The organism is Hymenobacter humi (assembly GCF_042665855.1).
In the GTDB taxonomy this organism is placed as follows: domain Bacteria; phylum Bacteroidota; class Bacteroidia; order Cytophagales; family Hymenobacteraceae; genus Hymenobacter; species Hymenobacter humi.
Map to the genome: position 1 here is coordinate 1,251,198 of NZ_JBHTEK010000001.1, position 11,506 is coordinate 1,262,703.

The following is an 11,506-nucleotide window of genomic DNA, read 5'->3' on the forward strand; positions in this document are numbered from 1 at the left end:
TTGGGTTGAGGATTCATCTTTATAATAGAAATGAAGGTGAAAGACTGAGGCCTAGTGGCCGCCGGCGGCGGCCGCTACGGGCTCCTTTTCAAAGTACCGCTGGTTGACGGCCCGCACGGCCAGGTTGGCCAGCAAGCCCAGCACCAGCAGGCCCGCCATGGTGTAGAACACCGACTGGTAGGCGGCAGCACCCGTAAAGCCCTGGGCCTTGCGGTGTTCGTGCAGGTAGTTCACAATCACCGGCCCGAGTACGCCGGCCGTGGACCAGGCCGTGAGCAGGCGCCCGTGGATGGCGCCCACCTGGTACTTGCCGAAGAGGTCGGACAAGTACGCCGGCACCGTGGCAAAGCCCCCGCCGTACATGCTGATAATCACGCACGCGGCCACCACAAACAGGGCCAGCTGCAGGTTTTGGCCCAGAGTCGGAATCAAGGCGTAGAGGATGACCCCGAGCCCGAAATAAATCATGTACGTGGTTTTGCGGCCCAGCTTATCCGACGCCGACGACCAGAAGAAGCGGCCCAGCAGGTTGAACAAGCTCAGCAGCCCCACAAAGCCGGCCGCCGCGGCCGCCGTCACGCCCCGGCCCGCGCCCATGGCTTTGTCCGAGAACGTGTCCTGAATCAGCGGCGAGGCCGTTTCCAGCACGCCGATGCCGGCCGTCACGTTCATCAGAAGCACCACCCACAGCAGCCAGAACTGCGGCGTTTTAATGGCGTTGTCGGCCGATACGTTGCCTGAGGTAATCAGGGCGCTGTGCTCGGCGTTGGGCACGTATCCCTCCGGCGCCCAGTCGTCGGCCGGCACCCGAATCATCCAGACGCCAAACTGCATGAAGATGAAGTAAATGATACCCAGGGTAACAAACGTGGGGGCCACGCCCATCGGCGCCGTGTCTTTGAAGTGCGCCATCAGGGCCACCGAGAGGGGCGAGGCAATCATGGCGCCGCCACCGAAGCCCATAATGGCCATGCCCGTGGCCACGCCCTTGCGGTCGGGAAACCACTTAATCAGGGTGCTCACTGGCGAAATGTAGCCGATGCCCAGCCCAATGCCGCCCATAAAGCCGTAGCCAAAATACAGCAGGGCCAGGCTGTGCAGCTTCACGCCCAGGGCGCCAATAAAAAAGCCGCCCGAAAAGCACAGGGCAGCCGCCAGCATGGCCTTGCGCGGGCCCACCCGCTCGAGCCACTTTCCGAAAATGGCTGCCGACAAGCCCAGCAGCACAATGGCAATGGAGAATATCCAGCCGATTTGGCCGGGCGTCCAGTCGCCGGCGGCGGGGTGGTCCACGTCGCCGCTCAGCAGGGCGCCCAGCGGCTTTTTGAACACGCTAAACGCGTACGCCTGCCCAATGGCCAGGTGAATGGCCAGTGCCGCCGGCGGAATCAGCCAGCGGTTGTAGCCGGGTCCCGCCACGGTGCGGCTGCGGTCAAGCAGAGAAGAGGAATTGTCGGCCATGTACAGAGTGGGAATTAAAGTGAAAGAATGAAGTAAGAGCAAGAAAAGGTGCCATTTGCCACCGCCTGAGCGCTTTGAATGGCCGCGAGTGGAAAGATAACCGGCGTATTAACAGATTGATTACTTGAGGTTCAAAAACCTTGCTAAACAACTATAGCCAAACCGGCGCAGGAGTCGACCGCGGGCCTGGTGGCCTTGCGGGCTCGCAGTTGAGCCACCAGGCGGCAGGGTTATTCGTCGCTGCTGAGCTTGCCGCCGGTCACGTGCACCAGGCTGCCGGTCATAAAGGAGCCGTCCTGGCTGGCCAGCAGCACGTAGGCGGGCGCAATTTCCTCGGGCTGGCCGGGGCGCTTGAGGGCCACTTCGTGGCCAAACTTCTCGATTTCGGCCAGCGGCATGGTGGCCGGGATGTTGGGCGTCCAGACCGGGCCGGGCACCACGCAGTTCACCCGGATGCCTTTTTCGCCCAGGTACAGCGCCAGCGACTTGGTCAGGGCGTGAATGCCGGCCTTGCTGGCCGAATAATCGACCAGAATGGGTATGCCCGTGATGCCCACAATGCTGCCCGTGTTGATGATGCAGTCGTCTTTTTCAGGTGCGGAATGGCTGCCTGCGCCATCCAGATGTAGCCCAGAATGTTGGTGTCGAACGTACGCCGGATTTGTTCTTCCGAGATGTCTTCAAACTTCTCCTGGCTCATCTGGAACGCGGCGTTGTTTACCAGAATGTTCAGCCCACCCAGCTCGGCTATGGTGCGGCGCACGGCCTGCCGGCACTGCTCGGGGTCGCGCACATCAAGCTGCAGCAGCAGGCACTTGCGCCGCTCCTGCTCCACCAGCTCTCTGGTCTTTTCGGCGTCGGCCACGTTGGTGTTAAACAGCACGGCCACATTAGCGCCCTCTTTGGCAAAGGCCAGGGCCACGGCCCGCCCAATGCCCGAATCGGCCCCGGTAATGAGCGCTACTTTGCCTTCGAGCTTGCCGGCGGCGCGGTAGTGGGCCAGGTCGGAGTGCGGCTGCATTTTCATGTCGGCCTGCCGGGCCGGGTAGGGCAGCTTTTCGGCCACGGCCTTCATGTCCTTAGCGGTGGGGCGGCTGGGGAACTTGGCCGGGGCGGGCTTGGATGCAGCAGCGGGCTTCTTAGCGGCTGGCTTGGCTGGGGTAGTCTTTTTCGTGGGCATAAGCGAGGCAGAAGATGGACTGCTTCTTCTTACGAGGAAAAAGGTAAAAAGGCGTTGCTATAATTGCATGCCTTCCTTCCTGCCAAAAGACCTGCGCCGGGCCAAGGCCGAAGCGCTAGTGCCCCGCGGGCCCAACCGGAAAATTGAGCTGAAACGACGTGCCCAGGCCCACAATGGAATTGACCTCGATGGCGATGCCATGCAAATCGGCAATGGTGCGCACAATGGACAAGCCCAGGCCGTAGCTGTCGGGGTCGGTATTGGCCGCGCCCTTGTCGAAGCGCTGAAACAGGCGCGGCAGCTGCTCCTTGGCAATACCCAGGCCCGTGTCCCGAATCTCGAGCACGTAGTCGCCCCCGGCTCCCGGGCGGCCCAGCAGCTCAATGCGCCCGCCCTCGCGGTTGTACTTAATGGCGTTGCTCACCAGGTTGTAGAGCAGCGTAAACAGCAAGCCGCGGTTGCAGTTTGCTACCATAAAATCCGGCTCAATTTTCTGAGTCAGCGTGAGATTGAGCACTTCCAGGCGGTCCTGCACTTCCTCGCTCACTTCGGCCACCAGCTCGGCCAACGACACGGTTTCGCTGCGCGGAAACTGGTCGTTCTCAATCTTGGAAATCATCAGCAGCGACTTGATGATGGTGCGCAGCCGGTGCACCGTGCGCTGCGATTCCACGATGCGCAGCAGGTTTTCGTCCGACAACGTTTCATCGGCCAGCATGTTGTCGAAGCGGTACTGCAGGGCGGCCAGCGGCGTGAGCAACTCGTGCGAGGCGTCGGCGATGAACTTGCGCTCCTTCGTGAACGAGGCCTGAATGGTGGTCATCATCTCGCGCAGGCTCTCGTCGAGGTAGCGGAAGTCGTCGGTGCTGGTGGCGATGGGCGCAAAATTGAACGCGGCCGGGTGGTGCACGTTGGTCAGCCGCTGGCGGATAATGGTGGTGAGCGGCGCCAGCAGGTAGCGGAAAAAGCCAGGTCGGCCAGCGTGGTGAGGGCCACGGCCACCAGCAGGATGTACAGGGCGTAGTGGCGGAAGTTGCGCTCGGTTTCGCCGATGCTGCCCGTGCTGCGCCCGATTTCGAGCAGGTAGTTCTGCGGGCCTTGGGCAAAGGAGTAGCTCAACACGCGGTACTGCACTATCTCATCTTCCACGGCCCGCTTCGCGTCCTCGATGAGGTCAATCTTGGGCCCGGGCGGTATTTCCTCCAGGGAGATAAACTCCTCCTTGAGCAGGTTGTAGCTGCCGTACGACGACTGCTCGCCCTCGATGAAGGCCGAAATGCCACTGCGGCGAATCAGGCGCAGCACTTTCTCCTTTTTCTGCGCCAGCCGCTGGTCGGTCGACACCAGGGCCAGCCGGCTCATCACCGGCGGCAGCACCAACACAAGCAGCAGCAGAATCGCCACCCGCGAAACGGCGTTGAAAACGGAAAATTTAGTACTGAGCTTCAACGTGGACGATGTTCAAAGGGCAGCGGGAAAAAGGATTGGGGTGTGCTTGTAGGAACGCGCCATGGCGCGTTCGGCGCCAGAACGATTCAGTGGGAATACCCAGCGCCGAACCGGGCAACGATTGAACGCGCCAAGGCGCGTTCCTACAGCCGCACGCGGTAGCCGACGCCGCGCACGGTTTCCAGCCATTCGGTGTCGGCGTAGTGGCCCAACTTCTTGCGCAGGTTCTTGATGTGGGCGTCGATGTAGTTGGAGTCGAAGCCCGACTCGGGAAGGTCGCCCCAGATGTGCTCGGTGAGCTGCAGGCGGGTCATCACCCGGTTGCGGTGCAGCACGAGGTAGCTCAACACGCCAAATTCCTTATTCGACAGGGCAACTTCGTTGCCGCTGAATAACAGGCTCCGCGTTTGCAGGTCGAGCTCAAATGCGCCGCAGCTCACCCGGGGCTTCACCAGCCCGAAGCGTCGGCGCGTGATGGCGTGCATGCGGGCCAGCAGCTCGGGCAAGGCAAAGGGCTTGGCCAGGTAGTCGTCGGCGCCGCGTTCCAGGCCGCCGATGCGGTCTTCCACAGCTCCGCGGGCGGTGAGGATGATGACGGCCGCGGCCAGGCTCGTGCTGCCGGGATTCGGCCAGCAGGTCCAGGCCGTCGCCGTCGGGCAGGCCCAGGTCGAGCAGCACGAAGTCAAACGGCGTATCGTCCAGCAGGCGGCGGGCCTCGGTGGCCGTGCGGGCCACGGTGCAGGCAAAGCTGTGGTTGTGCAGAAAGATGCCCAGGCTCGCGGGCCAGGGTGCGCTCATCTTCCACGATTAAGACGGTCATCGGCGCAGAGCGGGCTTACAGGTTCAGCGACAAGCTGGTGATAAAATAGGAGCGGGCCACTGATACATCGTCGGGCAGCAGGTTCACGGGCACGGCGTAGCGCCAGGCCACCTGCACCACTACCGCACCCAGGGAATACGTCACGGGCACGCGCAGTCGTAGTTCAGTACCCGGAAAAGGGTGGTGGTCGTGGTCACGGTGCTGGTGCCGGTACCGCCGCCGTTGCCGCGCCCTGGCACCGTGCGGGGCGCATTGCCCCGCAGCTTCTGCTGTTCCAGGCTGATTTCGGCAAAGCGCTGGGTGCCGGCCGTCAGGCTCACGCGGGGTTCGATGCTCAGGTAGCCCCGGGGCGTGAAGACGCGTTCAATCTCGAAGTTGCGGGAATTGTCGAGCACCAGGAAAAAGTCGTTGGTGTCGCCAAACAGGTAGGCCGCGTTCAGCCGCGAGTACACGTAGCCCCAGTCCCAGCCCAGGTAACTGTCGATGGAGTTGTTGACGCTGGACTTCACCAGCGGGCTGTTGGCGGCGAACAGAAAGTGCGAGTAGCTCAGCGACGCATCGACCGTTTTGGAAAGGTCGCCGTCCCAGCCCACCGACAAGTCGGTTTCGTCCACGAAGCTTGTCGTGTTGAGCAGGTTGTAGCTCACCGCCGAGCCCCACAGCCCAACCCGGCTTTTGTAGGTGAGCTCGCCGGCCACGTAGGGAAAGCGCGTGGTTTGGGTGCGCCCAAAAAACGAAGAATTGGTGCCGTAGCTCAGCGAGGCCGTGGCGCCGCCGTGCGGGGCAGTATCCGTATCGGCGGGCGCGGCGGGGGTGCCGGTGGTTTGGCCACTGCCCACGTCCTGCCCGGCGGCATGGCGGCTGCCCAGCAGGCCGCTGAGTAGGAGTGCAAAGCCCAGCAGGTGGCTCAGGCTGCGTGAAAAAGCATAACGAGTCGGTCGATGGTCGGTTATTGCGCACGGCCCCGGCCATGGCCTGCTCCACGTGCCCGGCCAGCGCCGCCGGCTCCGGCTGCTCCCCGGGCACCGCGGCCCATTTCGGCGGCCCGGCTCCCGCGGGCGCTCCGGGCGGGGCGTGCCTCGTCCATAGTAGCCGTGCCGGCTTCGTCGATGCGCCGGGGCTTGCGCTGGCGTCCGGTTTGGGGCACGGCTTTCACCGGGGGCTCGGCGGGAGTGGTTTGAACTGGGGTTTGGGCGGCTGTAGCAGGCTTGTCGCCCTGGCTCCATTCCGGAGACGCGGCCGGTACGCTCGTGAGCGCCAGCGCAGCCAGTGCCGGCCCGTGGCCTGCGCTTTGGGCGCGGGCATGCAGGGAGCCCAGCGTCAGTAAGGCGATAAATAGAAAACGATACACGATTCGGTAAATATAAGCGGGCTAAAAAGCGGCTGGTGCGTTGAGCTAAAGAACGGCATTTTCAGCCGTACGCACGTGGCCTTGACTAACCGAGTCGGCCGCGCCCCTGAATTTCTTCAGAAGCGCGGCCGATAAAGTAGCTAGCGGACGGGCCTAGCGGCCACGGCCGGCACCGCCCCGATGGCCGGCACCCTGGTGGCCCGCCCCAGCCGGACGATTGCCGGCGTTGCGGTTGCCGCCGCGGGCACTGCGCTCGCCGCGGGCGCCACGCGCCGAGTGGTCGGCGCTCTGGCCTTTGGCTGCCGAGCGGCCGCCGCTGGCGAGGGTGCTGATGGCAGCCCCTTTCTCGGCGCCCGTGAGGGTGGTGCTGTGGGCCAGGGTCTGCACGGCCTGGCCGTGGTTGTCGGGCGTGCCGGCCTTGTCGTCGCTACGGTCCTGGTCGTTGCGCTTGGCTTTGGCTTCGAGCTTGTGGTCGGCGGCTACCGCCTTATTGGCGTGTTTGGCGCTGGGAGCGGGCGTCTGGGCCAGGGCAGCAAAGGAGCAGAAGAGAGCGGCAGCGGAAAAAAGCATCTTTTTCATGGGGCGGGACTATCGGTTGGTTAAAGTATGAGACAAACCTACCGGGCCAACATGATGTGGACATGATAAGCGCATCATTTATCAACCGGCCCGTTGACCGACATGCCTTAGGGGTTTCGCTACAGCCGGCGCAGCACCACGCGGCGGTTCAGCGGCCGTTGGGCTGGGTCGGTGTTGTCGGCCACGGGCTGGGTGCCGCCGTAGCCCCTGGGGCGCAGGCCCGGTTGCCACGCCGTGGGCCGTAAGGTAAAGGCACACCGCTTCGGCGCGCTGCTGCGAGAGCTGGCGGTTGAGCTCGGCATTGCCCACGTTGTCGGTGTGGCCCTGCACCTCAAAGTTCAGCTCGGGACGGGAGCGCAGCGCTGCGGCCAAGCCATCGAGCGCCGTACGAGCAGGCGGTAGCAACTGTGCTTTGCCCTGGTTGAAATAGAGTTCGGGCAAGGTCACGCTTTCGCCCACGCTCAGGCGCGCCAGCTGCCTGGTGCTGGCCGAATCCGCAACCAATAGCGCCGCCGAAGGAGGAGAAGCGGGCAATGTTGCGGCCGCAGGCGCGGGCGTTGGGGCCGCTCGTACCACGGCAGCGGGGCGGGCAGTTCTGGTGCGGGGCGGCCGGGGTAGGCGCGGCTTGCGCTGTGGCTGGAGTGGCGCCTTCGCTGTCACAGAAATCTGCCGTAGCGGTACTACCAGGGGCGGGGTCGGCCTGGGGTTGCGCGCGAACAGAAACTGCGTGGGAATCGGCTGGGGCAGTGGCGCGTCGGCGGTCATGCCCCACAGGTTGCGCCACGAGGCGGGCGGCGGTGCCGTGTCGGGCCGGTCCCAGGTAACCACGGCGCGCGTTTCCATGCTGTATTGGCAATAGTCGATGCGCAGGCGGTAGGGCTCGTTCGCTTTTAGCTCAACGGCCGCGGTGTAGTTGCTCACGGGCTGGCCTCGCCATTCGTTGAGAATGAGCTTGTCGTTGACCCAGATGCGGATGCCGTCGTCCACGGTAACGTGAAAGACATAGCGTCCGCTGGCGGGCGGCAAGAGCCAGCCCGTCCAACGCACCGAGAAGTTTTCCGAGGGCATCCCGGCAGCGGGAGGCTGCTGCCCCCAGTTGAAATTCAAACTCGCGTCGCGCCGGCTCAGTACAAACCGTTCAAAGTCAGTGCCCTCATAGTAGTCTCCTTGATGCCGTCGCCGCCCGCCGGTGCTGATTGCGCCATGATGGCAACCGACGGCAGGGCTACTGCCAGCCAGCAGCCCACCAGCATTTGCCCAAACCACCGAATAGTTGCCTTAGCCATGCCCCAAGAACGGCAATTGTGGAAATTGTAGTATTCAACTCCCACAATATGGAGGCCGGCGCTACTTAAATTCGTGGCCGCAATGAAAGCAGTGAAACCGCTTGCCCCGCAGCGGAAACCGCAGCAGCACCGACAGCAGCCCCGACCAGAAGCCGTAGGTGTTGCGCGTAGCCGGCCCGTAGGCCACGTCCGACGACCCGCACCGGGGGCAGCGCGGCGCCACCGGGTCGGGAGCATCGGCGGCAAAAGAATCCACATCGGGCCCGGTGGCCAGCGGCACGGGCACGTCCTGCAAAATCTCCAGGGCCGCGTCCACATCGCGCTGGCGCACGTGCAGCCGCACGCCGCCCGTGATGGGGCTGTAGAGCGGCATCAGCGACACCAGGTTTTCGTTGCTTAGAAAGCACGGAATGCCTGCCGCTTCCAGCCGGGTGCGGGCCAGGTTGGCCGCCATCGGCTCGTAGTAAGACTCAAGAAAGACGACGGAATCGGGGCTGGACATGCCGGGCAAGCGTACAGATTATTCTGCGGGCGGCGATTATCGCCGAGCCGCTTCTTCTTTGGTGGCTTCGCCAATTTCTTTGGCAGTGTGGCCGGCCTGCAGGCTCACAAATTCGGCCTGCCGCGCGCGGATGCGCACTTCCTCACGGGCCGGCAGGTCCATGCGAATCTGCTTTACCTGGTCGTTCAGGCGCTTGTACACGGCGCGGGCGTAGTCCCAGTCGCGCTCGGTCCAGGTGGTGCGCTGCTCGCGCACGGCGCGTATGAATTGGGCGTAGGCGTTGGGCAGGTCGAGGGGCGTCAGGTTGTCGAGCCTGGCCGGAGTAAGGGCCCATGAGCTTGTTTTCCATGGCGATTTCCTGGCGCGGGTCGAGGGGCTGATTGCGCCGGGCCCGGGTAGTAGCGCTGTAGCGGGCCGTGGCCTTGCCCACGTTGGCTACTTTCTGGCCGGCTTTGCGGGCCAGGGTGTCCAGTTCGCGCACGCCTTCGCGGGCTACCTCCTGGCGTTCGCGGGGCGTAGAGTCACAACCGGTGAGCAGGAGGGCGGTGCCCACAAAAAGGGCGGCGGGCAGCAGAGAAAACGAGCGGAGCATAAGGCAAAGAGTTAGTAATTGGACCTAGGTACGGCTTTGCGGCCGTAATGGCTACGTCGGGGCCGCCAGCGGCCGGCAAGATGCGCTGTTCGGTATATAGCGGTTGCTTATCTTTCGCCGAATTCTACCATTCCGGCTGCTTCCTCTTGTTGAATCGGGAAGTAGCCCAATTCTTCATTCACTGTATGAAAGCGTTTCTGGTTCTGTTTATCACACTCTGGATGGGCACTGGCGCGTGTCTGGCGCAAGATGCCCGCATCGACTTCGACAAGCTGCGGCTGAACGGGCTACCCTTCAAAGCCACCAAAGCACAAGTAGTTCAGCGTCTCGGCAAACCCCTCAAAATTGACGAACCTCATTACGAGTGTGGTTTTCTCTCCAGCCAGGAGCAAGGCAAGAAGATGTACGCTCTGCACTACGGATACGCCCAGTTCACCGGAAACGCGCACGACGGCTATCTGATGGAAAAGGTGAGTTTTACATCGAAAGCCCCGCAGGTGCTACAGTATGGCTCGTGGAAATTGAGCCAAAAAACCACTGTCAAAAGCCTAGAAACCGTGTTTGGCCAACCGCTTAAAGCCGAAAAGACCAAAGACGGCTACCAGCAAGTTATGATTCGCTCAAAGCAGGACGATGGTGCCATCTTCTGGTTCAAAAACGGCCAGCCTGATGGAATTCACGTTCTGGTCGCCCTGCTAAAAAGGACTACCTGCGGCTATGCCCAGCCCTCAGCGGTCGCCCTCTTCCAACAGCTCGCGCAGGGCGAGCCTGCTGCTCCTGCAGCCCCGGCAGGTGCGGGCAAATCCTGGCCAACCGGCTCAATACCTGCAGGGCTAGTCGGAACTCGTTTAGCTGCTGCAAGATGCTGGCCTTGCCCCACAGCGCCCCGAAGTGGCGGGGCTCGCGCTGCAGCGTTTCGGCAATGTCGGCCAGCGAAGCCCGGTATTCGCCGCGCAGGTAGTAGGCCGTGGCCCGCTTGTTCCACGCTTCGCTGAAGTCGGGGTTGAGCTGAATGAGACGGGTGAAATGCTGAATGGCCAGCGTGTGGTCGCCCGCCTGCATGGCGCGCATGCCGGCCTCGAGCTCCTTGTCGAGCGCTACGTCGCCGGAGGCCAGCCACTGCTGCCAAATCCCATTTTGCAGAACCTCAATCTCGGCCGGAGCCGTGGCCAGCCGCAAGCAGGCAAACAAGTCGTCTAACATCTAACAGCCTTCAGTTATCATTCAACAAGCAGGCGGCTCCCCATCGGCCCAGGCCGGTGGCAGAGCACAATGTGCTGCGCACCTAAGCCCATACGGCGGCTAAATGATGGAGGTTAGATTGAGCTAAAACAACTCCTTGGCCACGCGCCGGATGCTTTCGGCCTTGCCCATGGAGTAGTAATGCAGGCAGGGCACGCCGTGAGCCATGAGCTCGCGGCTTTGGTTGAGGCACCATTCGATGCCCACGGCGCGCACGGCGTCGTTGTCGCGGCACTGGCTCACGGCCTCCACCAGCGGCTCGGGCAGGTTAAGGTAGAAGGCCCGCGGCAGCATCGTGAGCTGCGATTTGGTGGTGAGGGGCTTCAGACCGGGGATGATGGGTACGTCGATGCCCGCCGCGCGGCAGAGCTTTTCGAAGCGGAAAAACTCTTCGTTGTCGAAGAACATCTGGGTCACGATGTAGTCGGCGCCGCGGTCCACTTTGTGGCGCAGGTAGCGGATGTCGGCGTTGTAGTTGGGCGCCTCGAAGTGCTTTTCGGGGTAGCCGGCCGTGCCAATGCAGAAGTTGGTGGCCCACACGTCGTCCTGCTCCTGGTCGAGGTACTCGCCCTTGTTCAGGTTGGCCACCTGGCCGATGAGGTCGCAGGCGTAGGCGTGGCCGTCAGGCTCGGGCTTGAACACGCCTTCTGATTTGATGGGGTCGCCGCGCAGGGCCAGGATGGAGTCGATGCCCAGAAAGTGCAGGTCAATCAGCGCGTTCTCGGTCTCTTCCTTCGTGAAGCCGCCGCAGATGAGGTGGGGCACGGTGTCCACGTCGAAGCGGTTTTTGATGGCCGCGCAAATGCCTACCGTGCCGGGCCGGCGGCGCACGGTTTTCTTCTCCAGCAGGCCGTTGGGGTGCTGGCGGTACACGTATTCCTCGCGGTGATAGGTCACGTCGATAAACGGCGGCTTGAACTCCATCAGCGGCTCAATATTGGAAAAGAGCGTGTGGATGTTCTCGCCCTTTTTCGGCGGCAGCACCTCGAAGGAAAAGAGCGTTTTGCCGTTGGCACGCTCCAAATGTTCGGTAACTTTCATATA

16 protein-coding genes and 1 pseudogene are annotated in these 11,506 nt (G+C 62.8%); all 17 read right to left on the bottom strand.

Going from position 1 to position 11,506, the window contains the following annotated elements; genetic code table 11:
* Positions 1 to 51: 51 nt before the first annotated feature.
* Positions 52 to 1,461: an L-lactate MFS transporter gene (locus ACFQT0_RS07105; RefSeq protein WP_380201558.1), complete on the bottom strand. Its 1,410-nt coding sequence runs from the start codon at positions 1,459 to 1,461 to the stop codon at positions 52 to 54.
* Between the two features lie 230 nt (positions 1,462 to 1,691).
* Positions 1,692 to 2,488, bottom strand: a pseudogene (locus ACFQT0_RS07110) (SDR family oxidoreductase).
* Between the two features lie 268 nt (positions 2,489 to 2,756).
* Entirely contained in the window at positions 2,757 to 3,551 is a 795-nt protein-coding gene (locus tag ACFQT0_RS07115; protein WP_380201560.1) for a sensor histidine kinase, read from the bottom strand.
* Between the two features lie 5 nt (positions 3,552 to 3,556).
* Complete coding sequence (locus ACFQT0_RS07120; protein ID WP_380201562.1) at positions 3,557 to 4,024, bottom strand: hypothetical protein; 468 nt, start codon at positions 4,022 to 4,024, stop codon at positions 3,557 to 3,559.
* Between the two features lie 209 nt (positions 4,025 to 4,233).
* On the bottom strand, positions 4,234 to 4,575 hold the full coding sequence (locus ACFQT0_RS07125) for a winged helix-turn-helix domain-containing protein (protein ID WP_380205937.1): 342 nt from the start codon (positions 4,573 to 4,575) through the stop codon (positions 4,234 to 4,236).
* Positions 4,511 to 4,888, bottom strand: a complete 378-nt coding sequence (locus ACFQT0_RS07130; RefSeq protein WP_380201564.1) for a hypothetical protein — start codon at positions 4,886 to 4,888, stop codon at positions 4,511 to 4,513. The genes ACFQT0_RS07125 and ACFQT0_RS07130 overlap by 65 nt, the downstream gene beginning before the upstream one ends.
* A gap of 37 nt (positions 4,889 to 4,925) precedes the next feature.
* Positions 4,926 to 5,054, bottom strand: coding sequence for a hypothetical protein (locus ACFQT0_RS07135; protein ID WP_380201566.1), 129 nt, complete (start codon positions 5,052 to 5,054; stop codon positions 4,926 to 4,928).
* On the bottom strand, positions 5,051 to 5,749 hold the full coding sequence (locus ACFQT0_RS07140; RefSeq protein WP_380201569.1) for a hypothetical protein: 699 nt from the start codon (positions 5,747 to 5,749) through the stop codon (positions 5,051 to 5,053). Before ACFQT0_RS07140 ends, ACFQT0_RS07135 begins: the two co-directional genes overlap by 4 nt.
* 110 nt (positions 5,750 to 5,859) lie before the next feature.
* Positions 5,860 to 6,261 (bottom strand): hypothetical protein, encoded by a 402-nt coding sequence (locus ACFQT0_RS07145; RefSeq protein ID WP_380201571.1) that lies wholly within the window; start codon positions 6,259 to 6,261, stop codon positions 5,860 to 5,862.
* Between the two features lie 153 nt (positions 6,262 to 6,414).
* On the bottom strand, positions 6,415 to 6,840 hold the full coding sequence (locus tag ACFQT0_RS07150) for a hypothetical protein (RefSeq protein ID WP_380201573.1): 426 nt from the start codon (positions 6,838 to 6,840) through the stop codon (positions 6,415 to 6,417).
* Positions 6,841 to 6,921: 81 nt separating this feature from the next.
* The gene (locus ACFQT0_RS07155; protein ID WP_380201575.1) at positions 6,922 to 7,947 is read right to left on the bottom strand and encodes a PA14 domain-containing protein; all 1,026 of its coding nucleotides are present in this window, start codon (positions 7,945 to 7,947) and stop codon (positions 6,922 to 6,924) included.
* Between the two features lie 17 nt (positions 7,948 to 7,964).
* Entirely contained in the window at positions 7,965 to 8,126 is a 162-nt protein-coding gene (locus ACFQT0_RS07160; RefSeq protein WP_380201577.1) for a hypothetical protein, read from the bottom strand.
* 61 nt (positions 8,127 to 8,187) lie between these two features.
* Positions 8,188 to 8,628, bottom strand: coding sequence for a putative signal transducing protein (locus ACFQT0_RS07165; RefSeq protein ID WP_380201579.1), 441 nt, complete (start codon positions 8,626 to 8,628; stop codon positions 8,188 to 8,190).
* A gap of 36 nt (positions 8,629 to 8,664) precedes the next feature.
* Positions 8,665 to 8,829, bottom strand: a complete 165-nt coding sequence (locus ACFQT0_RS07170; RefSeq protein WP_380201581.1) for a hypothetical protein — start codon at positions 8,827 to 8,829, stop codon at positions 8,665 to 8,667.
* Positions 8,771 to 9,220, bottom strand: coding sequence for a hypothetical protein (locus ACFQT0_RS07175; RefSeq protein WP_380201583.1), 450 nt, complete (start codon positions 9,218 to 9,220; stop codon positions 8,771 to 8,773). Before ACFQT0_RS07175 ends, ACFQT0_RS07170 begins: the two co-directional genes overlap by 59 nt.
* A gap of 705 nt (positions 9,221 to 9,925) precedes the next feature.
* Entirely contained in the window at positions 9,926 to 10,423 is a 498-nt protein-coding gene (locus tag ACFQT0_RS07180; protein ID WP_380201585.1) for a tetratricopeptide repeat protein, read from the bottom strand.
* Positions 10,424 to 10,546: 123 nt separating this feature from the next.
* Positions 10,547 to 11,503: a methylenetetrahydrofolate reductase [NAD(P)H] gene (gene metF / locus ACFQT0_RS07185; RefSeq protein ID WP_380201587.1), complete on the bottom strand. Its 957-nt coding sequence runs from the start codon at positions 11,501 to 11,503 to the stop codon at positions 10,547 to 10,549.
* Positions 11,504 to 11,506: the final 3 nt, after the last annotated feature.

Coding starts and splice junctions, on each gene's coding strand:
- ACFQT0_RS07105 (WP_380201558.1), bottom strand. CDS start 1,461: ATGGCCGACAATTCCTCTTCTCTGCTTGACCGCAGCCGCACCGTGGCG.
- ACFQT0_RS07125 (WP_380205937.1), bottom strand. CDS start 4,575: ATGCACGCCATCACGCGCCGACGCTTCGGGCTGGTGAAGCCCCGGGTG.
- ACFQT0_RS07130 (WP_380201564.1), bottom strand. CDS start 4,888: ATGAGCGCACCCTGGCCCGCGAGCCTGGGCATCTTTCTGCACAACCAC.
- ACFQT0_RS07150 (WP_380201573.1), bottom strand. CDS start 6,840: ATGAAAAAGATGCTTTTTTCCGCTGCCGCTCTCTTCTGCTCCTTTGCT.
- ACFQT0_RS07160 (WP_380201577.1), bottom strand. CDS start 8,126: ATGGCTAAGGCAACTATTCGGTGGTTTGGGCAAATGCTGGTGGGCTGC.
- ACFQT0_RS07165 (WP_380201579.1), bottom strand. CDS start 8,628: ATGTCCAGCCCCGATTCCGTCGTCTTTCTTGAGTCTTACTACGAGCCG.
- ACFQT0_RS07175 (WP_380201583.1), bottom strand. CDS start 9,220: ATGCTCCGCTCGTTTTCTCTGCTGCCCGCCGCCCTTTTTGTGGGCACC.
- ACFQT0_RS07180 (WP_380201585.1), bottom strand. CDS start 10,423: ATGTTAGACGACTTGTTTGCCTGCTTGCGGCTGGCCACGGCTCCGGCC.
- metF (WP_380201587.1), bottom strand. CDS start 11,503: ATGAAAGTTACCGAACATTTGGAGCGTGCCAACGGCAAAACGCTCTTT.